The 26,973-nt window shown below is 71.1% G+C and carries 20 protein-coding genes and 1 tRNA gene; 10 read left to right on the forward strand and 11 right to left on the reverse strand.

The annotated features are described in order from the left end of the window. The 4 genes from efeB to ACFYYF_RS16035 all read left to right on the forward strand — a co-directional run bounded on the left by efeB (position 1) and on the right by ACFYYF_RS16035 (position 5,164). The gene (gene efeB, locus ACFYYF_RS16020; RefSeq protein ID WP_388775978.1) at positions 1-1,320 is read left to right on the forward strand and encodes an iron uptake transporter deferrochelatase/peroxidase subunit; all 1,320 of its coding nucleotides are present in this window, start codon (positions 1-3) and stop codon (positions 1,318-1,320) included. A 186-nt stretch (positions 1,321-1,506) separates the two neighbouring features. Beyond that, entirely contained in the window at positions 1,507-2,442 is a 936-nt protein-coding gene (gene pheA / locus ACFYYF_RS16025; protein ID WP_361682849.1) for a prephenate dehydratase, read from the forward strand. 593 nt (positions 2,443-3,035) lie between these two features. Next, on the forward strand, positions 3,036-4,313 hold the full coding sequence (gene serS / locus ACFYYF_RS16030) for a serine--tRNA ligase (protein WP_388775981.1): 1,278 nt from the start codon (positions 3,036-3,038) through the stop codon (positions 4,311-4,313). Further along, on the forward strand, positions 4,310-5,164 hold the full coding sequence (locus tag ACFYYF_RS16035; protein WP_388775984.1) for an HAD family hydrolase: 855 nt from the start codon (positions 4,310-4,312) through the stop codon (positions 5,162-5,164). Before serS ends, ACFYYF_RS16035 begins: the two co-directional genes overlap by 4 nt. Before the next feature lie 70 nt (positions 5,165-5,234). Here ACFYYF_RS16035 and ACFYYF_RS16040 read toward each other — a convergent pair. The 5 genes from ACFYYF_RS16040 to ACFYYF_RS16060 form a co-directional block, all read right to left on the reverse strand. Next, a tRNA-Ser gene (locus tag ACFYYF_RS16040) sits at positions 5,235-5,321 on the reverse strand. A 361-nt stretch (positions 5,322-5,682) separates the two neighbouring features. Continuing rightward, a complete protein-coding gene (locus ACFYYF_RS16045) occupies positions 5,683-6,402 on the reverse strand; it encodes an ABC transporter permease (protein ID WP_361682855.1) in 720 nt (239 codons plus the stop codon). Positions 6,403-6,412: 10 nt separating this feature from the next. Then, the gene (locus ACFYYF_RS16050; protein ID WP_388775988.1) at positions 6,413-7,324 is read right to left on the reverse strand and encodes an ABC transporter ATP-binding protein; all 912 of its coding nucleotides are present in this window, start codon (positions 7,322-7,324) and stop codon (positions 6,413-6,415) included. Further along, complete coding sequence (locus ACFYYF_RS16055) at positions 7,321-8,226, reverse strand: ABC transporter permease (protein WP_365478818.1); 906 nt, start codon at positions 8,224-8,226, stop codon at positions 7,321-7,323. Before ACFYYF_RS16055 ends, ACFYYF_RS16050 begins: the two co-directional genes overlap by 4 nt. Next, entirely contained in the window at positions 8,216-9,178 is a 963-nt protein-coding gene (locus ACFYYF_RS16060; RefSeq protein ID WP_388776749.1) for an ABC transporter ATP-binding protein, read from the reverse strand. Before ACFYYF_RS16060 ends, ACFYYF_RS16055 begins: the two co-directional genes overlap by 11 nt. 255 nt (positions 9,179-9,433) lie before the next feature. Between ACFYYF_RS16060 and ACFYYF_RS16065 the strand changes: the two genes are divergently transcribed. From ACFYYF_RS16065 to ACFYYF_RS16090, 6 genes are all read left to right on the forward strand, one after another. Further along, positions 9,434-10,276, forward strand: coding sequence for a M24 family metallopeptidase (locus tag ACFYYF_RS16065; RefSeq protein ID WP_388775991.1), 843 nt, complete (start codon positions 9,434-9,436; stop codon positions 10,274-10,276). Next, complete coding sequence (locus tag ACFYYF_RS16070) at positions 10,273-12,042, forward strand: SDR family oxidoreductase (RefSeq protein WP_388775994.1); 1,770 nt, start codon at positions 10,273-10,275, stop codon at positions 12,040-12,042. Before ACFYYF_RS16065 ends, ACFYYF_RS16070 begins: the two co-directional genes overlap by 4 nt. Positions 12,043-12,116: 74 nt before the next feature. Beyond that, a complete protein-coding gene (locus ACFYYF_RS16075; RefSeq protein WP_388775996.1) occupies positions 12,117-13,061 on the forward strand; it encodes a MerR family transcriptional regulator in 945 nt (314 codons plus the stop codon). A gap of 254 nt (positions 13,062-13,315) precedes the next feature. Next, positions 13,316-13,864: an RNA 2'-phosphotransferase gene (locus ACFYYF_RS16080; RefSeq protein ID WP_388775999.1), complete on the forward strand. Its 549-nt coding sequence runs from the start codon at positions 13,316-13,318 to the stop codon at positions 13,862-13,864. A gap of 275 nt (positions 13,865-14,139) precedes the next feature. Beyond that, complete coding sequence (locus ACFYYF_RS16085; RefSeq protein ID WP_361682869.1) at positions 14,140-15,042, forward strand: LLM class flavin-dependent oxidoreductase; 903 nt, start codon at positions 14,140-14,142, stop codon at positions 15,040-15,042. A 153-nt stretch (positions 15,043-15,195) separates the two neighbouring features. Continuing rightward, the gene (locus ACFYYF_RS16090; protein WP_388776002.1) at positions 15,196-16,083 is read left to right on the forward strand and encodes a Cof-type HAD-IIB family hydrolase; all 888 of its coding nucleotides are present in this window, start codon (positions 15,196-15,198) and stop codon (positions 16,081-16,083) included. Between the two features lie 465 nt (positions 16,084-16,548). Here the strand turns inward: ACFYYF_RS16090 and ACFYYF_RS16095 are convergent, their stop codons facing one another. From ACFYYF_RS16095 to hisC, 6 genes are all read right to left on the reverse strand, one after another. Continuing rightward, positions 16,549-17,598 carry a M23 family metallopeptidase gene (locus ACFYYF_RS16095; RefSeq protein WP_388776005.1) on the reverse strand — a complete coding sequence of 350 codons (1,050 nt, stop codon included), beginning with the start codon at positions 17,596-17,598 and terminating at the stop codon, positions 16,549-16,551. Between the two features lie 170 nt (positions 17,599-17,768). Then, a complete protein-coding gene (locus ACFYYF_RS16100) occupies positions 17,769-19,487 on the reverse strand; it encodes a GAF domain-containing protein (protein ID WP_388776008.1) in 1,719 nt (572 codons plus the stop codon). Positions 19,488-19,496: 9 nt separating this feature from the next. Beyond that, entirely contained in the window at positions 19,497-23,021 is a 3,525-nt protein-coding gene (gene cydD / locus ACFYYF_RS16105) for a thiol reductant ABC exporter subunit CydD (protein ID WP_388776011.1), read from the reverse strand. Between the two features lie 60 nt (positions 23,022-23,081). After that, positions 23,082-24,089: a cytochrome d ubiquinol oxidase subunit II gene (gene cydB, locus ACFYYF_RS16110; protein WP_388776013.1), complete on the reverse strand. Its 1,008-nt coding sequence runs from the start codon at positions 24,087-24,089 to the stop codon at positions 23,082-23,084. Between the two features lie 20 nt (positions 24,090-24,109). Continuing rightward, positions 24,110-25,618, reverse strand: a complete 1,509-nt coding sequence (locus ACFYYF_RS16115) for a cytochrome ubiquinol oxidase subunit I (protein ID WP_361682881.1) — start codon at positions 25,616-25,618, stop codon at positions 24,110-24,112. 274 nt (positions 25,619-25,892) lie between these two features. Beyond that, positions 25,893-26,972 (reverse strand): histidinol-phosphate transaminase, encoded by a 1,080-nt coding sequence (gene hisC / locus ACFYYF_RS16120; protein ID WP_388776017.1) that lies wholly within the window; start codon positions 26,970-26,972, stop codon positions 25,893-25,895. Position 26,973 lies beyond the last annotated feature (1 nt).

Raw genomic sequence — 26,973 nt, forward strand, 5'->3', positions numbered from 1 at the left:
ATGGCTGACCAGTCCACCCCCGGGACCTCCGCCCCCTCCGCCCGAACGGCCCCGTCCCCCGAAGCGTCCTCCGGCACCTCGTCGCCGGGCGACGCCCCGCAGGGGGTCATGTCACGGCGCCGGCTGCTCGGCACCGCCGGCGCCACCGGGCTCACGCTCGGAGCGGCGGGCGCGGCCGTGGGATACGCGGCGGCGCCCTCCCCCGTCAGCACCGTCCCGTTGACCTCCATCGGCGCGGACATGGCAATGTTTCACGGGAAACATCAGCCGGGCATCACCACCGCCCTCCAGGCCCGCGGCCATCTCGTCGCCTTCGACCTGACGGCGGGCGCGGGCCGCAGGGAGGCCGCCGCCCTGCTGCGCCGCTGGTCGGGGACGGCTCGGCGGCTGATGGCGGGTGAGGCCGCGGCCCACGAGGACACGGACATCGCGCGGGACGCCGGACCGTCGTCGCTCACCATCACGTTCGGCTTCGGCCACAGCTTCTTCGCGCGTACGGGGCTGGAGAAGCAGCGCCCGGTCGCCCTGGACCCCCTGCCCGACTTCTCCTCCGACCGTCTCGACAAGGCGCGCAGCGACGGCGACCTGTGGGTGCAGATCGGAGCGAACGACTCCCTCGTCGCCTTCCACGCCCTGCGCGCGGTCCAGAAGGACGCCGGGGCCGCGGCACGGGTGCGCTGGCAGATGAACGGCTTCAACCGCTCCCCCGGCGCCACCGCCGAACCGATGACCGCCCGGAACCTGATGGGCCAGGTCGACGGCACCCGCAACCCGAAGCCCTCCGAGCCCGACTTCGACGGGCGGATCTTCGTCCCCGCCTCCGGCACCCCGGAGTGGATGGCGAACGGCTCCTACGCCGTCGTACGCCGTATCCGGATGCTGCTCGACGACTGGGAGAAGCTGTCGGGCAAGGCCCAGGAGGACGTCATCGGGCGGAGGAAGGCCGACGGTGCGCCGTTGAGCGGCGGCACGGAGACCACCGCGATGGACCTGGACAAAACCGACGCCGACGGCAATCTCGTCGTGCCGGTCAACGCGCACGCCCGCATCACCCGGCCCGACCAGAACGGCGGGGCCGCGATGCTGCGCCGCCCGTTCTCCTTCCACGACGGCATCGGTGCCGACGGGACGCCCGACGCCGGTCTGCTCTTCGTGTGCTGGCAGGCGGATCCGGTACGCGGCTTCGTCCCCGTCCAGCGCAAGCTCGACCGGGGCGACGCGCTCTCGACGTACATCCGCCACGAGTCGAGCGGCCTCTTCGCGGTGCCGGGCGGCGCGGCGGAGGGCGAGTACGTGGGACAGCGACTGCTGGAGGCGTGAAGCGGCCGTCCGCCGGCGGGCCTCGGGAGAACTCCGACGCCCGGGCCTGCGCGGCACCTCACGCGGGGGCTCGGCGCGGGCTCTCCGTACCTCGGTCGGTACCGCGGTACCGGGCCTCGTATCGGACGCGCCGCCGGGCGGGCTCGCGCGTCGGACGCCTCGCGCGGGGCCCATTAGGGTGACGGTATGTCGGCGACGCGCTACACCTATCTCGGCCCCGAGGGTACGTTCACCGAGGCCGCCCTTCGCACGCTTCCCGAGGCCGCGACGCGGGAGCTGGTCCCCATGGTGTCCGTCCCGGCCGCGCTCGACGCGGTTCGCGGCGGCCAGGCGGCGGGCGCGCTCGTGCCGATCGAGAACTCCGTCGAGGGCGGTGTCACCGCCACCCTGGACGAGCTCGCCAAGGGCGACCCGCTGATGATCTACCGCGAGGTCGTGCTGCCGATCGCCTTCGCCCTGCTGGTCAGGCCCGGCACGGCGCTGAAGGACGTCAAGACCGTCACCGGGCACCCGGTCGCCCAGCCCCAGGTGCGCAACTGGCTGGCGGCGCATCTGCCGGACGCCGTGTGGGAGTCGGCGGCCTCGAACGCGGACGGCGCCCGGCTGGTCCAGGAGGGCCGGTTCGACGGGGCCTTCGCGGGCGAGTTCGCCGCGGCCACGTACGGCCTCGAACCGCTGGTGACCGAGATCCACGACGCGGCGAACGCCGAGACCCGCTTCGTGCTGGTCGGCCGCCCGGCCCGGCCCGCCGCGCCGACCGGCGCCGACAAGACGTCCGTGGTCATCTGGCTCGGCGACGACCACCCCGGAGCGCTGCTCGAACTGCTCCAGGAATTCGCCGTGCGGGGCGTCAACCTGATGCGGATCGAATCCCGCCCGACCGGACAGGGCATCGGCAATTACTGCTTCTCGGTCGACGCCGAGGGTCACATCACCGACCGCCGGGTGGGCGAGGCATTGATGGGCCTCAAGCGCATCTGTCCCCAGGTGCGCTTCCTCGGTTCGTATCCGCGTGCCGGCGTCGCCCTGGAGGACGTCCGCCCGCTGCGGCCGGGGACGTCGGACGACGAGTTCTCGGCGGCCTCGGACTGGCTGGCGCGCTGCGCCGACGGCCGGTTCTGAACGGCGGATCCGCACCCGTCTGAACGGCGGATCCGCACCCGCCCGAGCGTTTCCCCAGGTCTCCGCCTGCCGATTTTCTTCATCCACAGAGTTATCCACAGGCACGCTTCTCGACCTGGGGACAAGTCGACAACGAAGCACTACATGGTCGACAAATCGGCTACTCGACCCAAGTCGGTCCACACCCCTGCACCTCCCTCTTCGTCTACCCATTTCCATTGATCAACCCGATGGAGCGAATCATTTACACCCGAAAGTGGCTGTACTGAGGGTTTGGACCGGGAATTCCATGGCCGCCGAAGGTGTATCGGAATGATCAATTCCGACATCCACAGATCATCCACACACCCTGTGGATAACTCTCGCGACAGGTCACTCCCTGTGGACAACCGGCCCCGCAAGTACCGCTCCCCGCAAGGCGATCCGGTCAACCGGCGAACGGCCGCCTGCCCCGTTCCAGGGAGTGGGCCCCTTTCCTTGACACCCTTCGGCGATCAAGGGATTGGGTCCGGCATTTCACTCATACCGTGACAGCCGTCACGCTCTGGAATATCGGGTCGTTGGCCGGAGATCCGCACCGGTAGCCTTGAGGGGTGATTGACCTTCGCCTGCTCCGTGAGGACCCCGACCGTGTTCGCGCCTCCCAGCGCGCCCGTGGAGAGGATGTCGCGCTCGTCGACTCCCTCCTCTCCGCCGACGAGCGGCGCAGGTCGTCCGGCGTCCGCTTCGACGAGCTGCGTTCCGAGCAGAAGTCGCTCGGCAAGCTGATCCCCAAGGCCACCCCGGACGAGCGCGCCGAGCTGCTGAAGAACGCCGAGCAGCTCAAGACCGACGTCAAGGCCGCCGAGGCCGAGCAGAACGACGCGGACGAGGAGACCAAGCGGCTCCTCCTCCAGCTCGGCAACCTGGTGCACCCGGACGTCCCGGTCGGCGGCGAGGAGGACTTCGTCGTCCTGGAGACGCACGGGACCATCCGCGACTTCGCCGCCGAGGGCTTCGAGCCCAAGGACCACCTGGAGCTCGGCGAGGCGCTCGGCGCCATCGACGTCGAGCGCGGCGCCAAGGTGTCCGGCTCGCGCTTCTACTACCTGACCGGTGTCGGCGCGCTCCTGGAGCTCGCCCTCGTCAACGCGGCGATCGCCCAGGCCACCGAGGCCGGCTTCACGCCGATGCTGACCCCGGCCCTGGTCCGCCCGCGCGCCATGGAGGGCACCGGCTTCCTCGGCCAGGCCGCGGAGAACGTGTACCACCTGGAGAAGGACGACTACTACCTGGTCGGCACCTCCGAGGTCCCCCTCGCCGCGTACCACATGGACGAGATCCTCGACGCGGACAAGCTGCCGATGCGCTACGCCGGTTTCTCGCCGTGCTTCCGCCGCGAGGCCGGCACGTACGGCAAGGACACCCGCGGCATCTTCCGCGTGCACCAGTTCGACAAGGTCGAGATGTTCTCGTACGTGGCTCCCGAGGACGCCGAGAACGAGCACCGGCGGCTCCTGGAGTGGGAGAAGCAGTGGCTGACCGGCCTCGAACTGCCCTTCCAGGTGATCGACGTGGCCAGCGGCGACCTGGGGTCCTCTGCCTCCCGCAAGTTCGACTGCGAGGCGTGGATCCCGACCCAGGGCAAGTACCGCGAGCTGACCTCGGCCTCGAACTGCGACGGCTTCCAGGCCCGCCGCCTGTCGGTCCGTATGCGCGACGGCAAGAAGGTCCAGCCGCTCGCCACCCTGAACGGCACGCTGTGCGCCGTTCCGCGCACCATCGTGGCGATCCTGGAGAACCACCAGCTCGCCGACGGTTCGGTGCGGGTCCCGGAGCTGCTGCGCCCCTACCTGGGCGGCCGTGAGGTTCTGGAGCCGATCTCCAAGTGACCAGCACCACCGGTTCGACGGGAGCCTCCGGGTCCACCGGGCCCGGGGCGTTCCCGTACAGGCTCGTCGCGACCGATCTCGACGGGACGCTGCTGCGTTCCGACGAGACGGTCTCGCCGCGCACGCGTGACGCGCTCGTCGCCGCGACCGAGCTGGGCGCGGCCCACATCGTCGTCACCGGGCGCGCGGTGCCCTGGACGCGGCACATCCTCGACGAGCTCGGCTACGAGGGTCTCGCGGTCTGCGGTCAGGGCGCGCAGGTCTACCACGCGGGGGAGCACCGTCTCCTCACGTCGGTGACGCTGGACCGGCAGCTCGCCGGTCTCGCCCTCGCCAAGATCGAGGCGGAGGTCGGACCGCTGCTGCTGGCCGCGAGCCGCGACGGGCTGGACGGCGACGTGCTGGTGGGCCCCGGCTACCGCAGGCTGGAGGGCTCGCTGCCGGTCGTCCCGATCAGGGACGCGGCGGACCTGTGGTCGGCGCCGCTGAACAAGGTGTACATCCAGCATCCGGTGCTCTCCGACGACGAGCTCGCGGCCGTGGCCGTGAAGGTCGCGGGCGGACTCGTCGGTGTCACGATGGCGGGCCCGGGCGTGGTGGAGCTGCTTCCGCTCGGTCTCTCCAAGGCGACGGGGCTGTCCCTGGCGGCACGCCGTCTGGGCGTCAAGGCCGCGGACACCATCGCCTTCGGCGACATGCCGAACGACCTCCCGATGTTCGCCTGGGCGGCCCACTCGGTGGCGATGGCCAACGCCCACGACGATCTCAAGGCGATCGCCGACGAGGTGACGTCCTCGAACGAGGAGGACGGCATCGCGGTCGTGCTGGAGCGGTTGCTGACGGGGAACTAGCGTCGGCCGGACACCGGGGCGTGGGCGCCGACGCGGTCGGGCCCGTGTGTCTCGGTGCTTCCTGGTTGTGCGGAGGATGCGCGGATCGAACGCGCGCGGGGCTTCACCCCCGACCACGGCTTAGCAAGCCGGTGCCTTTCCACTCGGCCAATCCTCCGGGTGGGCGGCCCGCGCGGTGACGCGCGCTCGAAGCGGCCGCCCCGGGCAACTCCCCCTGCGAGCGGGTTCGACGGAGGTAGTGACTACTCCGGAACCCGCCGCGGGCTGCCCTGTCGGGAGCTCGACGAACTGCTCCTGATGAACATCGTCGCGCTCCTCTCCCAGTCGGTGGCGCCGGCTCGACGCGGCGGCGTGGACAGAACCACTGTGCCTGTACGCCGACTTGGGCGCCACTGATTAAAGGGCGCGGGCCCGTGGGCTCACGCGCGGCGCCGTCCGCGCCGACGCTCCCGCCGGGGAACGGAAAGAGGGCTCCCGCGCGCGTGCCCCTTCCGGACACCGCGCGCGGGAGCCCCCGCTCACTCCTCGCCGGCCAGGGTCAGCGAGCGCAGCCGCTGCCCGGCGTACCAGGTGGCGAGGACGGTGACCACGACCAGCAGGACCGTCGCGGTCGGCAGACCGACGTCCGAGGTGACGATGTCGCCGCCGGTCACCTTGTGGCCCACGGCGAGCGCCCACTGCTGGACGCTGAGGGTGCGCGCGCCGGACACCAGGGACCCGAACAGGGCCTCCCAGACGAGGGCGTAGACGAGTCCGAAGACCACGGCGTGCCGGGTCACGGTGCCCAGGAGCAGGAACATCGCGGCGTAGGCGATCGAGGCGACGAGGGCCGCCACGGTGTAGGCGACGGCGATCTGCTGGCCGTTGCCGTTGAGGATCATGCCCGCGACGAAGGTCGGCACCGCCGAGAAGGCCATGGTGACGGCGATCGCGACGATCAGCTTGGTGAAGATGATCGTGGGCCGCTTCAGCGGCTTGGCCAGCAGGTACACCACGGAGCCGTCGTCGATCTCGGGGCCGATCGCCCCCGTGCCGGCGATGACGCCGATGATCGGCACCATGGTGGCGAGGGCGAACCCGCCGAGCAGGTCCGAGGCCACCTGGTCGTCGGCGCCGGAGAAGCTCCGGACGGCCAGCGAGATCACGATGAGCAGGACGGGCAGGACGCCGAGGATGAGGGCCCGCCGGCGGCCGAGCAGGCCCCGGTAGGTGAGCCGGGCGACTGTGGGGTCGTACATCTTCGGCCTCCTACGCCGCGACGAGATACGAGAAGACGGATTCCAGCGACTCGTCGGACGGCGACACCGTCAGCAGCCGGATGCCGTGCTCACGCGCGACCTTCGGCAGCAGGGTGGTGAACCGGCCGAAGTCGACGGCCTGGATGCGCAGAGCGCCCTCGGCGAGGTCGACCTCGATGCCCGAGGTCGACGGGTCGGCGATGAGCGCGGCGGCCAGTGCCCGGTCGTCGCTGGAGCGGATCAGGTAGCGGTGCGGGCGGTCGGTCATCAGCCGGCGGATGCGCCGGAAGTCGCCGCTCGCCGCGTGCCGTCCGGCGACGATCACCTCGATGTGGGCGGCGAGCTGCTCCACCTCTTCGAGGATGTGGGACGAGAACAGCACCGTGCGGCCCTCGTCGCCCATGCGGCGCAGCAGGTCCATGAGCTGCATGCGCTGGCGCGGGTCCATGCCGTTGAACGGTTCGTCGAGGAGCAGCAGCGAGGGGTCGTGGACCAGCGCGGACGCCATCTTCACGCGCTGGCGCATGCCCTTGGAGTACGTGGAGATCTTGCGGTCCTGCGCGTACTCCATCTCGACCGTGGCGAGCGCCCGGTCGGCGGCCTTCGCGCCGAGGCCGTGCAGTTCGGCGTTGGCGAGGACGAACTCGCGTCCGGTGAGGAAGTCGTACATCGCCTCGCGTTCGGGGACGATGCCGATGTGCCGGTAGATGTCCTCGTTGCGCCAGGTCGGCTTGCCGTCGAGGGTGACGGTGCCCGTGGAGGGGGCGAGGAAGCCGCCCATCATGTTGATGAGGGTGGACTTTCCGGCGCCGTTCGGGCCGAGCAGGCCGGTGACGCCGGGGCCGATGGTCATCGTGATGTCGTTGACCGCCACCACGTTGCCGAACCAGCGTGAGACGTGGTCGATGCTGAGCGTGGTCACAGTCCGGCCTTTCGGTAGCGGCGCATCAGGAGGCCGTAGCAGCCGGCGATGAGACCCAGGACGACGACGAGGTAGACGACGCCCTGTCCGGACGAGGGGCCCACCTGGCCGGGGAAGGCGGAGGAGGCGCCGAGGAAGGCCGTCTGGACCCCGTCGATGAGCGTGATCGGCGAGAAGAGCCCGATCCAGGGGACGGATCCGCTGCTGGACCGCTCGAAGGCGATGGCCTGGACGGTGGAGACGGCGCCGTAGGAGATGGTGAGGGCCGCGATGACGGCGGCGATGCCGAAGCCGCGGCGCGGGGTGATGGCCGAGATGACCAGGGCGATGCCGGCGAAGAGCACGGACAGCAGGGCCACGGAGAGCAGTCCCTGTCCGAAGCCCTTGCTCTGGTCGGAGAAGTCGAGCTTGGCCAGCAGCGCGCCCACGTAGAGGACGATCAGCGGGGCGGCCGTGAGGACGAACAGCGCCGAGGCGAGGGCCGCGTACTTGGCGCGTACGTAGTCGGCGGTCTCTATGGGGCGCGAGAAGTACAGCGGGATGGTCTTGAAGCGCAGGTCGCGGGACACGGCCTGGGGGCCCTGCGAGGCGACGTACAGGCCGATGACCGCCTGCATGATCACCGCGTAGCGCGTGTAGTCGACCGGCAGGTCCTTCGCTTTGGTCGCGACGGCGACGGCCACCATGATCAGCGCGGGGACGCACATGACCACGAAGAGCAGCATCGGCAGGACCTTGGACTTGACCGAGCGGCCGAGTCCGTAGGCGCCGCGCAGGGACTGCGAGTAGAGGGAGCGGCGGGCGTACCCGCGGCCGAGGCGCGGGCCGTCGTAGTTGCGGTAGCCGATGTTGTGGATACGGGTCTGCTCGCCCGGCCGGGCGAGGGGGTGCTCAACTGCCATGGCCGACCGCCTCCTTCCGCTGTTCGTCGCTGTCGGTGAAGACCTCGGCGATGTGGTGCCTGCGCTGTTCCATGCGGACCAGCCCGAGACCGAGGTCGGCGACCACGTCACGGACGAGGTCGTAGGTGTCCTCGCTCTCGGCGGTGAGCAGCAGGATGTGTCCGGCGCCCGGCAGTCCGCCGCCGTCGTGGGTCTCGATCCCGCGCGCGTGGAGCACGTCGCGCACGGCGCTCGTGCCGTTCGGGTGTTCGTCGCTGTCGGTGACCTCGATGGCGAGGGTGGTCGTGGTCTTGGTGAAGTCCGTGGTGGAGCTGGAGCGCAGGAGCTTGCCGCCGTCGACGACCACGACGTGGTCGCAGGTGCGTTCCAGTTCGCCCAGGAGGTGCGAGGTGACCAGGACCGAGATGCCGAAGTCCGTGTGGATGCGGCGGATCAGTCCGAGCATGTCGTCGCGGCCGACCGGGTCCAGACCGTTGGTCGGCTCGTCCAGGAAGACGAGCTGGGGGTCGTGGACGAGGGCCTGAGCGAGTTTGACGCGCTGCTTCATGCCCGTGGAGTAGCCGCCGATGGGGCGGTAGCGCTCCTCGTACAGGCCGACGTGGCGCAGGGTGTCCGCGGTGCGCTCGCGGGCCGCGGCCGGCGGCAGTCCGGACATCCGCGCCATGTGGACGACGAACTCGGTGGCCGAGACGTCCGGCGGCAGGCAGTCGTGCTCGGGCATGTACCCGACCCGCTCGCGGATGGCGGCGCCCTCGGTGGCGACGTCGAGACCGAGCACGTGCGCGCGGCCCTCGGTGGCGGGGGACAGACCCAGCAGGATCTTGATCAGTGTGGACTTGCCGGCTCCATTGGCTCCGACGAGTCCGGTCACACCGGGCCCGACGTCCACGGAGAGCCGGTCAAGCGCGGTCACCCGGGGGTACCGCTTGCTCAGGCTTTCGGTCGCGATCACAGTCACGGTTCGACGGTAGTGGCGCACACCACAGGGGTCGTCAACCCACGGAGGTGGATCCGCGTCAGCCTCCAGTCGTACGGGCCCGTAGGGGTCACCCTCAGGTACGGCTTCCGGGCGCCGGGCGGTCCCGTCCGGGCTGCTTGTCCACAGGACGCCCACGCCTATTGACGCAGCCTCTAACAACTGTCACATTCGCCAGTGTCACGTTACGGGCACGTACCGCAGTCGGTGCGGACAAGGTGGGGCGGTGGCATGACGACGGCGATGACGGGCGAACTCTCCGCGGAGCTGAGGGGGTTCAGAGAGGTCCAGCGTCTGGCGTACGCCTGCGCGGAGGCGGTCGCGGCGCAGTTGAAGCCCGGCGTCACCGAGCGGGAGGCGGCCCGCATGCAGCGGGTGTGGCTGCGCGAGCGCGGGGTGCGGGACTGGTTCCATCTGCCGTTCGCCTGGTTCGGCGACCGCACGGCCTTCGCCGGTTTCCGGATCCCGCTGCAGTTCTTCCCCACCGGCCGCCGGCTGGAGCCGGGGATGCCGTTCATCCTCGACATGGCGCCGGTGTACGGGGGCTTCACCGCGGACATCGGCTATTCGGGCTCGCTGGGCCCGAACCCCGTGCAGGACAGGCTGCTGGCCGACCTGGAGGCGCACCGCGAGCTGATCCTGCGCGAGGTGCGCGAGCGGCGGCCGCTGCGGGAGATCTACGAGGACGTGGACCGGCTGATGGTCCGCCAGGGCTACGCGAACCGGCATCGCGCGTATCCGTTCGGCGTGATCGCGCACAAGGTGGACCGGGTGCGGGAGCGGCCCTGGTCGCCGAACGTGTTCGGGTTCGGGGTCCGGTCGCTGAAGGGGCTGGCGGGCGACGCGCTGCACGGGCACCGGGAGGGCTGGTCGCCGCTGTGGTCGCCCTACACGTTTTCCGACCACCCGCCCCGGCCGGGGCTGTGGGCGGTCGAACCGCATCTCGGTTTCCGGGGTACGGGCGCGAAGTTCGAGGAGCTCCTGGTCGTCACGGACTCCCGGGACCCCGGACAGAGCGCGTTCTGGCTCGACGACGATCTGCCGCACGTGCGGCGCTGGGCGGAGGACAAGTGAGTCTCGTGGGCGCGCGCGAACGCCGGGTGAGGACGGGCGGGGTCGAGCTGTGTGTCGCCGAGCTGGGTGACGCGAGCCGGCCGACCGTGGTGCTCGTACACGGCTATCCGGACTCCAAGGAGGTGTGGTCCGAGGTCGCCGCGCGGCTCGCCGACCGCTTCCACGTCGTGCTGTACGACGTGCGGGGGCACGGCCGGTCGACGGCGCCGCTGCCCCTGCGCGGCGGGTTCACGCTGGAGAAGCTGACCGACGACTTCCTGGCGGTGATCGACGCGGTCAGCCCCGGCGAGCCGGTGCATCTCGTGGGCCACGACTGGGGTTCGGTGCAGTCGTGGGAGTTCGTCACGGTCGCCCGCACGGAGGGCCGGATCGCGTCCTTCACCTCGATGTCCGGTCCGTCCCTCGACCACTTCGGCCACTGGATCAAGCGGCGGATGCGGCGGCCCACTCCGCGAAGGATCGGCCAGCTCCTCGGGCAGGGCGCCAAGTCCTGGTACGTGTACATGCTGCACACGCCGGTGCTGCCCGAGCTGGCCTGGCGCGGCCCTCTGGGCAGGCGCTGGCCGAAGATCCTCCAGCGGATCGAGAAGGTGCCCGCGGGCGACTACCCGACCCCGTCGCTGCCCTCCGACGCGGCGCACGGCGCGTGGCTCTACCGCGACAACGTACGGTCCCGGCTCGGCCGCCCCCGCGACGACGCGTACGCGCACACGCCCGTGCAGCTCATCACACCCCTGGGCGACGCCTTCCTCTCCGAGCGGCTCTACGACGAACTGGAGAGGTGGGCCCCCGGCTCGGTGCGCCGTACGCTCCCGGCCAAGCACTGGATTCCGCGGACCAGGCCCGATCAACTGGCCTCCTGGATATCCGAGTTCGTGACGGTCCACGAGGGCCGCGCGTCCGGGGTGCCCGCGCCCGAGCCGGCCGCCTCAGGCAAGTACGCGGACCGGTTCGGCGGGCAGCTCGTGCTGGTCACCGGCGCCGGCAGCGGCATCGGCCGGGCCACCGCGTTCGCGTTCGCCGAGGCGGGCGCCCGGGTGGTGGCCGTCGACCGGGACGCGGAGGCCGCGGCCCGCACGGCGGAGATGTCCCGGCTGATCGGCTCGCCCGCGGCCTGGGCGGAGACGGCCGACGTCAGCGACGAGCAGGCCATGGAGAAGCTCGCCGGCAAGGTCGCCGCCGAGTACGGCGTGGTGGACGTGCTGGTGAACAACGCCGGTATCGGGCTCTCCGGTTCGTTCTTCGACACCACGGCCGAGGACTGGAAGAAGGTCCTCGACGTCAATCTGTGGGGCGTGATCCACGGCTGCCGGCTCTTCGGGAAGCAGATGGCCGAGCGCGGGCAGGGCGGACACATCGTCAACATCGCCTCGGCGGCGGCGTATCAGCCCTCGAAGGCGCTGCCCGCCTACAGCACCTCCAAGGCGGCCGTGCTGATGCTCAGCGAGTGTCTGCGCGCGGAGCTGGCGGGGAAGGACATCGGCGTCTCGGCGGTGTGCCCCGGCTTCGTCAACACGAACATCACCGCGACCGCTCGTTTCGCCGGGGTCGACGCGGCCGAGGAGAAGCGGCGCCAGAAGAAGTCGGCGCGGCTCTACGGCCTGCGCAACTACCCGCCGGAGAAGGTCGCCGACGCGATCCTGCGCGCGGTCGTCCGTGACGAGGCGGTGGTTCCGGTCACCCCGGAGGCGCGCGGCGCCCACCTCCTGCACCGTTTCGCGCCCCGGACGCTGCGCGCGATCGCCCGCATGGAACCACCCTTGTGAGCACGCGGCCCTGCCTCCGGCGGCGGGGCCGACCGGACGGACGGCTGCTTCCTGGAGCAGGGAAGGAGGGCGCGATGAGCGACGAGGCGGGCGGTACCGCGTACCGCATCGAGGACCTGGCGCACCGCAGTGGCGCCACGGTCCGGACGATCCGCGCCTACCAGGACCGCGGACTGCTGCCCCGCCCCGAGCGGCGCGGGCGCGCCAACGTGTACGCGGACGCCCATCTGGCGCGGCTGCGGCAGATCGCGGACCTCCTGGACCGCGGCTACACCCTGGCCTCGATCAAGGAGCTCCTGGAGGCCTGGGACGCGGGCCGGGGGCTCGGCGGGATACTCGGCCTGGTCGCGGAGGTCGACGGGCCGTGGACCGACGAGGAGGCCGCCCGGATCTCCCGGACCGAGCTGGTGGAGCGGTTCGGCGGCCGCCCCGACGACGCGGCGGTCGCGGAGGCCGTGGAGCTGGGCGTGCTGGAGCCCGTTCCGGGCGACGAGGACACCTTCCTCGTCCCGAGCCCCCAAGAACTGTCCGCAGCGGTCGAGTTGTACAACTCGGGCGTCCCGCTGCCCGCGATCACCTGCCATCTGCGGGAGTTGAGAGGTCAGGTCGAGTACATCGCCTCCCGTTTCCTGGAGTTCACGACGGAGCACGTCTTCGCGCGCTATCTGGGGGAGCATCCGCCGAGCGACGCGGAAGCGGCCGAGGCGGCCTCGCTCGTACGACGGCTGCGGCCGCTCGCGCAGCAGACGGTGGACGCCGAACTGGCCCGCGCCATGCGGATGTTCGCCACCCGTCAGCTGAGCAGGCACCTCACGGCGGGACGGTTCCCGGTCGAGCCGGAAGGGACGCGCCGGGTGGAGGTGGCCGCCGCGACAACGCGGGCCGTGGAGCGCCTGGTTGGTGCCGCGCAGGTGGCGGAGTTCGTGACGGCGGCGACGGAACGGGAGCTGCAGACAAGGACGTTGGACCGGCTGACGGCAAACGTCTCTCAATCCACCAATGTTGACGAAACACCTTAAAAGACATCTGCGTTGTCCACAGATTCGTCAATTCACCTGTGGATAACAGCACTTGGCTGTGGATCAAACCTCCGGACCAAAATCAAATGCGTGATCCGTCTCTCGCCAGGCACGCTGAGAGGATGATGGAACACAGCGATGAACAGCCGCACGAGCGGACGCGTGAGCGAACACGAGGCCGGGCGCAGGGCCGAACGAGGGACCAGGCGCATGAGCGGGCGGATGATCGGACGGAAAGACGGGCCGATGAACCGATGGACGAAAAGCGCACCGTGAAGGTGTCCAAGTACCTCTCGAAACATCTGCGCCACCAGCCCGAGCGGATCGGGCTCACCCTCGGCGAGGGCGGCTGGGTCGAGATCGACGTGCTGCTCTCCGCGGCCACCGAGCACGGCTTCCGGATCACCCGTGACGAGCTCGACCATGTGGTCGCCACCAACGACAAGCGGCGCTTCGCCGTGGAGGGGACCCGGATCCGCGCCAGCCAGGGCCACTCCGTCGAGGTCGACCTGGGGCTGCTCCCGGCGACCCCGCCGGCGTACCTCTACCACGGGACCGTGGCCCGCAGCCTGGACGCGATCCGCGCCGAGGGCCTGAAGCCCATGAACCGGCACGACGTGCACCTCTCGCCGGACCGGGAGACGGCCACCCGCGTCGGCGCCCGCCGCGGCCGGCCGGTCGTCCTGTCCGTGGACGCCGCCGCCATGCACCGGGACGGCCATGTCTTCCGGGTCAGCGCGAACGGCGTCTGGCTGGCCGAGGCCGTACCCCCGCGCTATCTGCGGTTTCCCGGCCCGCACTGATCCCGGACGCCGGCCCGTGCCGATCCCGGTCCCCGGTCCTCACCGATCCCGGTCCCCGGTCCTCACCGATCCCGGTCCCCGGTCCTCGCCAATCCCGGTCCCCGGTCTTTGCCGATGCCGGTCCCCGGTCCTCGCCGATCTCGATCAACGGTCCGTGCCGACGCCGGGCGCGGGTCCCTGCCGACGCCGGCGCAGGTCCGTGCCGTCGCCTGGCGCCGGGCTCCCGCCGGGCCGCCCTGAAGCGGGCGTGCCCCGGCTCCGTCTACGCTCGACGCATGAGTCTGCGTCTGAGCACCGTGATCCTGCCGTACGTCCGCTGGCACGAGGGCGGGCGTTCCGCATGGCAGCGTGCGGAGCAGCTCGGCTTCCACACCGCGTTCACCTACGACCACCTCTCCTGGCGGACCTTCCGCGACGGCCCGTGGTTCGGGGCCGTGCCGACACTGACCGCGGCGGCCGCCGTCACCGACCGGCTGCGCCTCGGCACGCTCGTGACCTCGCCGAACTTCCGGCACCCGGTGACCCTCGCCAAGGATCTGATCTCCCTGGACGACATCTCCGACGGCCGGATCACCCTGGGCATCGGAGCCGGCGGCACCGGTTTCGACGCCACCGCGCTCGGACAGGACCCGTGGACCCCGCGTGAGCGCGCCGACCGCTTCGCCGAGTTCGTGCCCCTGCTCGACCGGCTCCTCACCGAGGACTCCGTCTCCTACGGCGGCAACTTCTACTCGGCGCACGAGGCCCGCAACATCCCCGGCTGCGTCCAGCGCCCCCGGCTGCCGTTCGCCGTGGCCGCCACCGGCCCGCGCGGACTCAAGCTCGCCGCCCGCCACGGGCAGGCGTGGGTGACGACCGGCGACCCGAAGCTGTACGAGACGGGGACCCCCGAACAGTCGGTTCAGGCCATTCGCGGACAGATCGGCAGGCTCGCCGACGCCTGCGCCGAGATCGGCCGGGACGTGGCGGAACTCGACAAGATCCTGCTCACCGGCTTCACCCCCGACCGGGGCCGCCCCCTGGAGTCCCTCGACGCGTTCGTCGACTTCGCGGGCCGGCACGCCGAACTGGGCGTCACCGACATCGTGATCCACTGGCCGATCCCCGACTCGGACTTCGCCGCCGACCCGAAGGTCTTCGAGCGGATCGCCATGGAAGCGGTCGCCCAGCTCCGCTGAACCCCTCCGCCGGGCCCCGGTCCGGGCCGGCAGGACGGCAGCAGGACGGCAGCAGGACGGCAGCGCGGAGGGGGCGTGCGCGGGGGTGACGTGAGCCGGAGTGAGGACGGTAACCACTCAAGTGTGCGGACCGCCGCACGACCGTGCGCATATATGCGGGAGAATGAGCGCGTGACCTCAGCGACTCGCCGGCCCGAGACCCCGGCCTCCACCGTCCCGCCCCGGCTGATCGCCACGGACCTCGACGGCACCCTGTTGCGCGACGACAAATCGGTGTCCGCCCGCACGATCGCCGCCCTCGCCGCCGCCGAGCAGGCCGGCATCGAGGTCTTCTTCGTCACCGGCCGCCCGGCCCGCTGGATGGACGTCGTCAGCGACCACGTCCACGGGCACGGCCTGGCCATCGTCGGCAACGGCGCCGCCGTGGTCGACCTGCACGGCGGCCCCGGCGCGCACCGCTTCGTCAAGATCCGCGAGCTGACGCACGACATCGCGCTGGACGTCGTCCGGATCCTGCGCGCGGCCGCGCCCGGCACGGTGTGCGCCGTCGAGCGGACGTACGGCCTCCACCTCGAACCGGGCTACCCCCTGATGCACATGGAGCCCCCGGAGATCGTCCTGCCCGCCGAGAAGCTTCTCGCCGAGGACGCGCTGGACGCCGATCAGCCGGTGCTCAAGGTGCTCGCGTTCCACCCGGAGATGGACCCGGACGAATTCCTCGCCGTCGCCCGCCCGGCCATCGGCGACCGGGCCAACGTGACGCGGTCGAGCCCGAGCGCCCTGCTGGAGATCAGCGGCGCCGGCATCTCCAAGGCCAGCACCCTCGCGCTGTGCTGCGCCGAGCGCGGTATCACGCCCGAGGAGGTCGTCGCCTTCGGCGACATGCCGAACGACGTCGAGATGCTCACCTGGGCCGGCCGGTCGTACGCCATGGGCAACGCCCACCCCGCCGTGATCGCCGCCGCCTCCGGGCGCACGGTCGCGAACAACGAGGACGGCGTGGCGGTAGTGATCGAGCGGATCCTGGCGGACGGCTCCTAGCCCCACCCGGCCGGTGCCGGGGCCCTTCGGCCCGTACGCCCGGCCCTCCACCGGTCGGGCTCGGGTCACCGGCATCCGTACCGAGCCCACCGCCGTCCGGCACGGGTCACCAGCATCCGTGCCGAGCCTCCGCCGGTCGTCGCTCAGGTCACCGGCATCCGTACCGAGCCCACCGCACGTCCGCCTCGATTCCTCCGCCGTCCGGCTCGAATCCTCCGGCATCCGTGCCGAGCCTCCGCCGGTCCGGCTCAGGTCACCGGCATCCGTACCGAGCCCATCGCCCGGCCGCCTCGAATCCTCCGACATCCGTGCCGAGCCCTCCGCCATCCGGCTCGGGTCCTCCGGCATCCGTGCCGAGCCTCCGCCGGTCCGGCTCAGGTGGCCGGCATCCGTGCCGAGCCCACCGCCCGTCCGGCTCGGGTCCTCCGGCATCCGTGCCGGGGGACTCGGCGGGGTCGCGGCGTCCTAGACGACGACCCCGTGTTCCGCGAGCCACGGCACCGGGTCGATCGCCGATCCCGACTCCGGCGTCACCCGCACCTCGAAGTGCAGATGCGGGCCGGTCGAGTTGCCACTCGTGCCGGACTGGCCGATCCACTCCCCGGTCGAGACCCGCTGCCCCTGGTCGACGGCGACGGACGCGAGGTGCGCGTACTGCGTGTAGTAGCCGTCGGGGTGCTCGATCACGACGGCGATGCCGAAGGCGCCGCCGCAGGACACCTTCACCACCCGGCCCGCCCCGGCCGCCCGCACCGGGGTGCCGATGGGCACCGCGAAGTCCTGCCCGGTGTGCCGGTGCGCCCAGTGCTCACCTCCGCTGCCGAATCCCGCGGAGAGTTCGTACGTCTGCACGGGCGCGACCCACGGGCTCGTGAACGCCGCCGGCGGCTGGTCGAGACGGACCGCCCCGCGGCAGGAGCCGGCCGCCACGGAGGCGTCCGCCCGGCTCTGCAGCGCCGACCGGGCCTCGTCGAGCTTGGCCTCGATGGTCCGCTTGACCGCGGCGAGTTCCCCGGTCCGCTTCTCCAGCACCTGCCACTCGGAGCGCGCCTTCGCCTCGTTCGCCGCGAGCCGGACCTCGGCCCGCCGGCTCTTCGCGACGGCACCGGCCACGGCCAGGTCGGCCCGCCGCACGGCATGCTGACCGCGCATCAGCCCGTCGGGGTCCTTCGCGAACAGGATCTGCGCCGTGTACGGCAGTCCACCGCCCTGCCGGTACTGGGCGCGCACGATACGGCCCAGATCCTCGTGCAGGACGGCGATCTCCTTCCGCTCCCGGACGAGAAGGCGCTCGGCCCGCTCCGCCCGGCCGCGCTGCGCGTCGGCGTCGTGCCGCCCGGCCTCGTACTGTCCCGTCGCCACGGAGGCGTCCTCGTACAGCCGCGCCACCTGGGCGCTGATGTCGAGGTCCGCGCCGTCGCCGTCGCCGTCGGCCAGCGCCGGCCGGGCCGCGAGGATCACGAGAGCGGACAACAGGGCCGGTACGAGGAGGGGATGGCGGCGAGATGGGCGCATGACAGCGATCGTGGCCCGCGCCCTCGGGCCCGGCCCGTTCAAGGCGTACACCTGGGGGACAGGACGTCACGAATGGCCCAGCGAAGGGGCCTGACGGACCTTCAGCGGTTCAGGCGATCCGACTGGCGCGGCGGGCGCTGCTCACGAACGGATCACCCCCGCAAGGGGATTCAGTGCGGCGCCTGCCACACCACCGTCGTACCGCCGCCGTCGGCGCCGATCCCCGGCCCGTACCAACTCGCCCCGCCCAGCGACTCGGCACGCCGCTTCAGGTTCTTCAGGCCGCTGCGCCGGCCGCCCTCGGGAATGCCGACCCCGTCGTCCGCGACGGCGAGGCGCACGCCGGGCCGGCCGTCCGGCAGCACGAGGTCCGCGTCGACGGAGACCTCGATCCGGGAGGCCCCCGCGTGCCGGAACGCGTTGGAGAGGGCTTCGCGCAGCGCGGCGATGAGGTTCTTGGCGGTGAGTTCGCCGACCTGTGTGTCGACGGGGCCGGTGAAGCGGTGCCCGGGGTGGAAGCCGAGGGGGACGGCGGCCATGTTGATCTCGCGCAGGACGCGGGTGCGCAGTCCGGAGGGCGTCTCGGCGGAACCCTGGCGGAGCGCGAAGACCGCGGCGCGGATCTCCTGGATGGTGACGTCGAGTTCGTCGACCGCCTTGCCGACGCCCCGCCTCACCTCGGGCACGGCCGACCGGCGCTGGGCGCTCTCCAGCATCATCCCGGTGGCGAACAGCCGTTGGACGACCAGGTCGTGCAGGTCGCGGGCGATCCGGTCGCGGTCCTCGTAGACCGCGAGCCGTTCCCGGTCACGCCGGCTCTCGGCCATCATCAGCGCCAGGGCCGCCTGCGAGGCGAACTGTGTGGCGACGCTCCGCTCGGTCTCGGTGAACTGGCGTCCCTCGCGCGACCTCGGGGTCAGAAGGGCGCCGAGGACCCGGCCGTCGCTCTGCAGGGGGAGCATCATGACGGGCCCGTACGCGCGGGTGAGTTCCGTCCGCATGCGCGGATCGGCGGACGCGTCCGCCAGGAACACCGGCTTCCCGTCGCAGAGTTCGGTGACCAGTTCGCTCTCCGGCGGAACGACCACGCCGAGCACCTTCGACGGATGGTCGGCGGCCACCGCGACGACCTCAAGGCCGCCCTCCTCCGCGGGGAGCAGCACGATCCCGGCCTCGGAGCCGGAGAGGCGGCGGGCCTGTTCGGCGACGATCTGCAACGCGTCCTCGGCGTCTCCGCCGGCCAGCAGCGCGGTGGTGACGGCCACCGAGCCGTCGATCCAGCGCTCGCGCTGCTTGGCCGCCTCGTACAGGCGGGCGTTGCCGATGGCGATGCCCGCTTCCGTGGCGAGCACCCGGACCATGTCGAGATCGTCGTCGTCGAAGGTGCCGCCGCCGCGCTTCTCGGCGAGGTACAGGTTTCCGAAGATCTCCCCCTGGACCCGGATCGGTACGCCGAGGAAGCTGCGCATCGGCGGATGGCCCGCCGGGAACCCGCAGGAGCGCGGGTCGTCGGTCAGGTTCGCGAGCCGCACCGGATCGGGGTCGCGGATGAGAGCGCCGAGCAGCCCCTTGCGGCCGTCGGGCCTCCGGCCGATCCGGCGGACGGTGTCCTCGTCGACGCCGTGCTGGACGAAGTCCGAGAGGCCCTTCCCGTTCGCGTCCACGACTCCGATGGCCGCGTACCGCGCGTCGGCGAGTTCGGCCGCCGTCTCGCAGATCCGGTCGAGCTTGGAGTGCAGCTCCAGCCCCGATCCGACCGACCGCACGGCCTCCAGCAGCCGCGGGACCCGGGCGTCCGGTCCGCCGGGCGGCTCTCCCGGGGCACGGGCCGCCGGTCCCGCCGCGCCGGTGCCGTCACCCGGGTCGGGGAAACCCCTCGCCGCTGACATGCCCCGAGCCTAATGGGGGGCCACAGCGCTCACCAGCCGGTCCGCTGCGCTCTCCCGTTCCGCCATCTCCCTCAGCGGCCCCTCGACGGCCGACAGCTCGGCGAACGAGCCGCGCTGCACCACGTGTCCCCGCGCGAGCACGATCACCTCGTCCACCGCGTCGAGTCCGGCGAGCCGGTGGGTGATCAGAAGAGTCGTACGGCCCTCGGTCGCGGCCAGCAGGTCCGCGGTGAGTGCGTCGGCCGTCGGCAGGTCGAGGTGTTCCGCCGGTTCGTCGAGGACGAGTACGGGGAAGTCGGCGAGCAGTGCCCGTGCCAGGGCGAGCCGCTGGCGCTGGCCGCCGGACAGCCGTGCCCCGTGTTCTCCGATCGGGGTGTCGAGCCCGTCGGGCAGTCCGTCCGCCCAGTCGAGGAGACGGGCCCGCCCGAGCGCGTCGCGCAGCGCGGCCTCGGTCGCGTCCTTGCGGGCGAGCAGCAGGTTCTCGCGGACGGTGCTGTCGAAGAGGTGCGCGTCCTGGGCGCACAGCCCGATCAGCCGGCGTACGGCGTCCCCGTCCATGCCACGGGCGTCGGCGCCGGCGAGGGTGAACGTCCCGGCTTCGGGGTCCAGGAACCGCAGCAGCACCTGCGCGAGCGTCGTCTTGCCGGCCCCGGAGGTGCCGACCACGGCGATCCTGCGGCCCTTTTCGAGGGTCAGGTCGAGTCCTGCCAGCGCGTCCCGGTCCTGTCCCGCGTACCGGGCCCGGAGTCCCGACAGCCGGAGGGGGAAGGGTGACGCGGGCGCCGGCCTCGGCTGTTCGGGCTCGCGTACGGGATCGGGGGCGTCCAGCACCTCGTACACGCGCTCGGCGCTCTTGCGCACGCGCTGGCGGTACTGGAAGGCGAGGGGCAGTCCCATGACCGCCTCGAAGGCGGCGAGCGGGGTGAGGACGACGACGGCCATGAGCACGCCGTGCAGGCGCCCCGCGGCGACCGCCTGGGCGCCGACCAGAGCGGCGGCCGCGACGGTGAGCCCCGAGATCAGTGCCGTGAGCGCGTCGCCGAGGGCGGTCGCGGTGGCGGCCCTGGAGGCGATCCTCGTAAGAACGCCGTCGGCCTGCCGCGCCCGGGCCGTACGGGCGGGCAGCGCGCCCGCGACGGTCAGTTCGGCGGTCCCCGTGAGCAGATCGGCCACCTGGGTGGCCAGCACGCCGCGGGCGGGAGCCAGCCGTCGCTCGGCCCTGCGCGCCACGGCGCCGGTCACCAGGGGGACTCCGGCACCGGCGGCCAGGAGACCGACGGCGAGGACGGCCCCGGCCTCGGGGAGCAGCCAGGCGGTGAACCCGGCGGAGGCGGCGGAGACCAGGACCGCGGCTCCGGCCGGCAGCAGCCAGCGCAGCCAGTAGTCCTGGAGGGCGTCCACGTCGGCGACGAGCCGCGACAGCAGGTCACCGCGCCGGGTGGTCCGCAGTCCGGCGGGCGCGAGCCGTTCCAGACGCCGGTAGACGGCGACCCGCGTGTCGGCCAGCATCCGCAGCACGGCGTCGTGCGAGACGAGCCGTTCGGCGTACCGGAACACCGCCCGTCCGATGCCGAACGTCCGGGTGGCCGTCACTGCCACCATCAGATAGAAGACGGGCGGCTGCTGGGAGGCCCGTGAGATGAGCCAGCCGGAGGTCGCCATGAGGCCGACGGCGCTCCCGAGCGCGAGGCCGGCGAGAAGCAGGGCGAGCGCGAGCGGACCCCGGCGGGGCGCCGCCATCGCCCGGACGCGGGCGAGCACCCCGTCACGGCCCCGGGGCAGCGCGACGAGTCCTTCCGCCGGGGCCGGGCTCTGCGGCGCGGTTCCTCGGGGCGGCTGTGCGTTCGCCCGCGGCGCCGGGTCGAGGACGCCGGCCTCGATCGCCGGCCTCGGCGCGCCGACGGCGGCGGTTTCCAGGCGGACCACCCGGTCCGCGACGCCCAGCAGCGCGGGCCGGTGCACGACCAGCAGCACCGTCCGTCCGACGGCCAGCCGCCGGACCGCCGCCACGACCTCGGCCTCGGTCCCCCCGTCGAGCGAGGCCGTCGGCTCGTCCAGCAGCAGCACGGGCCGGTCCGCGAGGAACGCCCGCGCGAGTGCCAGGCGTTGGCGCTGGCCGGCCGACAGTCCGGCGCCGTCCTCGCCGAGGACCGTGTCGGCCCCGGCGGGCAGGGCGTCGACGAATTCCGCCGCACCGGCGTCGACGAGCGCCGCGCGCACCGCGGTGTCGTCGGCTTCGGGCCGCGCCAGCCGTACGTTCTCGGCGATGGACCCGGCGTACAGGTGCGGCCGTTGCGGCACCCAGGCGATCCGCGAACGCCACTCGCCGAGGTCGGCGTCGGCGAGATCAACTCCCCCGGCACGTACCTGGCCGGCGGTGGGCTCCACGAACCCGAGCAGAACGTTCAGCAGGGTCGACTTGCCCACTCCGCTGGCTCCGACGAGCGCGACCGTCTCACCGGGCTCGACGGTGAACGAGACGTCCGAGACCGCGTCCGTGGAACGCCCCGGGTAGCGCACGGTCACGCCGTCGAAGACGATCTCTCCCGTGGGCACGCGCTGCGCACCGGACCTCGGGGCCGGAGTCTCCAGCACCTCGAAGATCGCCTCGGCGGCCGCGAGCCCTTCGGCGGCCGCGTGGTACTGCGCTCCCACCTGCCTGAGGGGCAGATAGGCCTCGGGCGCCAGCACGAGGACGACGAGTCCCACGTACAGGTCCATCTCGCCATGGACGAGCCGCATTCCGATGGTCACGGCGACCAGGGCGACCGAGATGGTGGCGAGCAGTTCCAGGGCGAAGGACGACAGGAAGGCGATCCGGAGCGTCCGCATGGTCGCCTGCCGGTACTCGCCGGTGATCTTCCGGATCGACTCGGCCTGCGCCTTGGCCCGGCCGAACACCTTGAGTGTGGGCAGCCCGGCGACCACGTCCAGGAAGTGTCCGGACAGCCGGGACAGTGTCCGCCACTGGCGGTCCATGTGGCCGCGCGTGGCCCAGCCGATCAACACCATGAACATGGGGATGAGCGGCAGGGTGGCGACGATGATCGCCGCGGACACCCAGTCCTCGGTGACGATCCGCGCCAGCACGGCGACCGGGACCACCACCGCGAGGCCCAGCTGCGGCAGATAGCGCGAGAAATAGTCGTCGAGCGCGTCCACACCGCGGGTCGCGAGCGTGACCAGGGAGCCCGTCCGCTGGCCGCTGAGCCATCCGGGACCAAGGGTTGCGGCCCGCTCCAGCAGCCGCCCCCTGAGTTCCGACTTGACCGCGGCACTCGCGCGGTGCGCGGCGAGCTCGGTGAGCCAGGCCACCATCGCGCGTCCGAGCGCCACCACGGTCAACAGGATCAGGGGAGTGCGCAGTTCGGCGACGGAGAACCCGTGCTGGAAGGCGCCGACCACCACTTCGGCGATGAGCATCGCCTGGGCGATGACCAGGGCCGCCCCGGCCACGCCCAGCCCCACCACCGCGACAAGGAAGCGGCGGGTGGCCCGGGCGTACCGGAGGAGGCGCGGATCGATTGGTTTCACGTGAAACACACCTTTGGCCCATCAGGCACGTTTCACGTGAAACGTGCCGATACTTCGGATTCAGTGCGACGCGTCCACGGCGATGTGGTGCGTGCCGATGCGCTTGCGGAATACCCAGTAGGTCCAGCTCTGGTAGAGCAGAACGATCGGAGTGGCGATCACGGCACACCAGGTCATGATCGTCAGGGTGTAGTGGCTCGACGAGGCGTTGGTGACCGTGAGGCTCCAGTCCTCGTTGAGCGAGGACGGCATGACGTCCGGGAAGAGCGACAGGAAGAGCATCGCGACGGCGGCCACGATGGTGAGCCCCGAGAGGATGAACGCCCACCCCTCCCGGCCGCCGTTGACCATCACCAGCGCCGCGACCAGGGCGACCACGGCCACGATCAGCGCGGCCAGCGACGCGCCGTCACCGCTGTCGACCTGCGTCCAGATGAGGAAAGCCAGCGCCAGCACCGCCGTCGCAAGACCGACCTTCAGTGCGAGCTTCCGGGACCGTTCCCGGATGTCTCCCACCGTCTTGAGTCCGACGAACACCGCCCCGTGGAAGGTGAACAGAGTGAGCGTCACCAGACCGCCGAGGATCGAGTACACGTTGAGCAGGTCCCAGAAGTTGCCCACGTACTCGAAGTCCCGGTCGATCTTCACTCCGTGCACGATGTTCCCGAAGGCCACACCCCACAGGAACGCCGGGACCAGCGAGGTCCAGAAGATCGCCGTCTCCCAGTTGCGCTGCCAGTGCTCCTCGGGCCGCTTCGCCCGGTACTCGAAGGCGACACCCCGCACGATCAGGCAGACCAGGATGATCAGCAGCGGCAGATAGAAGCCCGAGAAGAGGGTGGCGTACCACTCGGGGAAGGCGGCGAAGGTCGCACCGCCGGCCGTGAGCAGCCACACCTCGTTGCCGTCCCACACGGGGCCGATCGTGTTGATCAGCACCCGCTTCTCGATACGGTCGCGGGCCAGCAGCTTGGTGAGGATGCCGACTCCGAAGTCGAAGCCCTCCAGGAAGAAATAGCCGATCCAGAGGATCGCGATGAGGACGAACCAGACGTCGTGAAGTTCCATGACTCAGCAGCTCCCTGAGCCTAGTAGGAGAAGGCCATCGGCTTGTCGGCGTCCCTGGAGTCGCCGCCGATCCTGGTGGGCGGGTTGAGGTCGGACTCGGTGAGCTCGGGCGGCCCCGCCTTGACGTACTTCGCGAGCAGCTTGACCTCGATGACGGCGAGGATCGCGTAGATCAGCGAGTACACGACCAGCGACGTGATGACCTCGCCCTGCGAGACGGTGGGGGAGACCGCGAACCGCGTCTGCAGGACGCCGTACACGACCCACGGCTGACGGCCCATCTCGGTGAAGATCCAGCCCCAGGAGTTGGCGATCAGCGGGAAGGCCAGGGTCCAGATGGCGATGCGCCAGCCCCACTTGGTGAGCTTCGGGCCGAGTGCCTTGTTCTTGAACAGGACCAGATGCGGTGCCTCGTCCTCACCGACCCTCAGGTGCTGCGGCAGCATGAACTTCTTGCGGGTCAGCCAGAGTCCGACGATGCCGATCGCGAAGGAGGCCATGCCGAAGCCGATCATCCAGCGGAACGCCCAGAAGGTGACCGGGATGATGGGGCGGTAGTCGCCGGGGCCGTACTTCTCCTGCTCGGCCTTGTTGGTGTCGTTGATGCCGGGGACGTAGGAGTCGAAGTTGTCATCGGCGAGGAACGACAGTATCCCCGGGATGGACAGCTCCACGGTGTTGTGGCCCTTGCTGACGTCTCCGTAGGCGAAGATCGAGAAGGGCGCGGAGTCCTGGCCGTCCCACAGGGCCTCGGCGGCGGCCATCTTCATCGGCTGCTGCTTGAACATGATCTTGCCGAGGGTGTCGCCGCTGATCGCCGTGAGGAGACCGGCGATGACGACGGTGACGAGACCGAGGCGCAGCGAGGTCTTCATGACGGCGACGTGCCGCTTGCGGGCCAGGTGGATCGCGGCGATGCCCACCATGAAGGCGCCACCGGTCAGGAAGGCCGCGGTGAGGGTGTGGAACACCTGGGCGAGCGCGGTGTTCTGGGTCAGCACATGCCAGAAGTCGGTGAGTTCCGCGCGCCCCCTCTCCTTGTTGATCCGGTAGCCGACCGGGTGCTGCATCCACGAGTTGGCCGCGAGGATGAAGTACGCGGACAGCATGGTTCCGATGGAGACCATCCAGATGCAGGCGAGGTGGAGCTTCTTCGGCAGCTTGTCCCAGCCGAAGATCCACAGCCCGATGAAGGTCGACTCGAAGAAGAAGGCGAGCAGGGCCTCGAAGGCGAGGGGGGCGCCGAAGATGTCACCGACGAAGCGTGAGTAGGCGGACCAGTTCATGCCGAACTGGAACTCCTGGACGATTCCGGTGACGACGCCCATCGCGATGTTGATCAGGAACAGCTTGCCCCAGAACTTGGTGGCGCTCAGGTACTTCGGCTTCTCCGTACGCACCCAGGCGGTCTGCAGGCCGGCGACGAGCGCGGCGAGCGAGATCGTCAGGGGCACGAAGAAGAAGTGGTAGACGGTGATGATTCCGAACTGCCATCGCGCCATGGTCTCTGGCGCCAAAGCCAATTCCACGTCGTCAGTCTCCTTACATGGCCGTGGTCACAGCGGCAGTTTGCCCGCTTTATTGCAGACATCACGGGAGGAACAGGACACGCTTGTGAACGCGTTCACATTCACAAGCAATTATGACGCATGCCCGTTCGAAGGCCGAGGGGTGGGGGGTCCTTAAGCCGGACCAAAGGTCCCTGAAGCGGAGGGGCCAGGTGTCCGAGGGCCGAAAGCCCAAGCGGCCCCAAGGCCGAGGGGCCCGTACGCGACCGACGCGTACGGGCCCCTCGACGGATGACTACAGCCCCTTGTGGAAGCCCTCGGTGGCCTTCAGGAAGATGTCGTTCGCCTCGGTCTCGCCGATGGTCACCCGGACACCCTCGCCCGCGAAGGGACGCACGACGACCCCGGCCTGCTCGCAGTGCGCGGCGAAGTCCATGGTGCGCTCCCCCAGGCGCAGCCACACGAAGTTGGCCTGCGTCTCGGGCACCGTCCAGCCCTGACCGCGCAGGGTGTCGACCACCCGGGTGCGCTCGGAGACCAGGGAGCCGACCCGGCCGATCAGTTCGTCCTCGGCCCGCAGGCTCGCCACCGCGGCGTCCTGGGCGAGCTGGCTCACACCGAACGGCACCGCGGTCTTGCGCAGCGCGGCCGCCACCGGCTCGTGAGCGATCGCGAAGCCCACCCGCAGACCGGCCAGCCCGTACGCCTTGGAGAACGTGCGCAGCACACAGACGTTGGGCCGGTCCCGGTAGATCTCCACGCCGTCCGGCACCTCGACGTCACGGATGAACTCGCGGTACGCCTCGTCCAGGACGACCAGCACGTCGCTCGGCACCCGGTCCAGGAACCGCTCCAGCTCGGCCCGGCGCACCACCGTGCCGGTCGGGTTGTTCGGGTTGCAGACGAAAATCAGCCGCGTCCGGTCGGTGATGGCGTCGGCCATCGCGTCCAGGTCGTGCACCTCGCCCGGGGTCAGCGACACCCGCACCGAGGTCGCCCCGCTGATCTGCGTGATGATCGGGTACGCCTCGAAGGAGCGCCAGGCGTAGATGACCTCGTCGCCGGGGCCGCTCGTGGACTGCAGGAGCTGCTGCGCGACGCCGACCGAGCCGGTGCCCGTCGCCAGGTGGGAGACGGGGACGCCGAAACGGTCCGCCAGCTCGTTCATCAGCCCGGTGCACGCCATGTCCGGGTAGCGGTTGAACGAACCGGCCGCCGCGGTCAGGCTCTCGACCACGCCGGGCAGCGGCGGATACGGGTTCTCGTTGGAGGACAGCTTGTACGCCACGGCGCCGCCGGCGGCGGCGGGCTTTCCGGGCTTGTAGGTGGGGATACCCGCCAGCTCGGCACGCAGCTTGGGGTTCGTGTCGCTCACC

Origin of the sequence: Streptomyces sp. NPDC001914 (genome assembly GCF_042891215.1) — a bacterium.
Taxonomy (GTDB): Bacteria; Actinomycetota; Actinomycetes; order Streptomycetales; family Streptomycetaceae; genus Streptomyces.

Coding starts and splice junctions, on each gene's coding strand:
- efeB (WP_388775978.1), top strand. CDS start 1: ATGGCTGACCAGTCCACCCCCGGGACCTCCGCCCCCTCCGCCCGAACG.
- pheA (WP_361682849.1), top strand. CDS start 1,507: ATGTCGGCGACGCGCTACACCTATCTCGGCCCCGAGGGTACGTTCACC.
- ACFYYF_RS16045 (WP_361682855.1), bottom strand. CDS start 6,402: ATGTACGACCCCACAGTCGCCCGGCTCACCTACCGGGGCCTGCTCGGC.
- ACFYYF_RS16055 (WP_365478818.1), bottom strand. CDS start 8,226: ATGGCAGTTGAGCACCCCCTCGCCCGGCCGGGCGAGCAGACCCGTATC.
- ACFYYF_RS16065 (WP_388775991.1), top strand. CDS start 9,434: ATGACGACGGCGATGACGGGCGAACTCTCCGCGGAGCTGAGGGGGTTC.
- ACFYYF_RS16075 (WP_388775996.1), top strand. CDS start 12,117: ATGAGCGACGAGGCGGGCGGTACCGCGTACCGCATCGAGGACCTGGCG.
- ACFYYF_RS16080 (WP_388775999.1), top strand. CDS start 13,316: ATGGACGAAAAGCGCACCGTGAAGGTGTCCAAGTACCTCTCGAAACAT.
- ACFYYF_RS16085 (WP_361682869.1), top strand. CDS start 14,140: ATGAGTCTGCGTCTGAGCACCGTGATCCTGCCGTACGTCCGCTGGCAC.
- ACFYYF_RS16090 (WP_388776002.1), top strand. CDS start 15,196: ATGCGGGAGAATGAGCGCGTGACCTCAGCGACTCGCCGGCCCGAGACC.
- ACFYYF_RS16095 (WP_388776005.1), bottom strand. CDS start 17,598: ATGCGCCCATCTCGCCGCCATCCCCTCCTCGTACCGGCCCTGTTGTCC.
- ACFYYF_RS16100 (WP_388776008.1), bottom strand. CDS start 19,487: ATGTCAGCGGCGAGGGGTTTCCCCGACCCGGGTGACGGCACCGGCGCG.
- cydB (WP_388776013.1), bottom strand. CDS start 24,089: ATGGAACTTCACGACGTCTGGTTCGTCCTCATCGCGATCCTCTGGATC.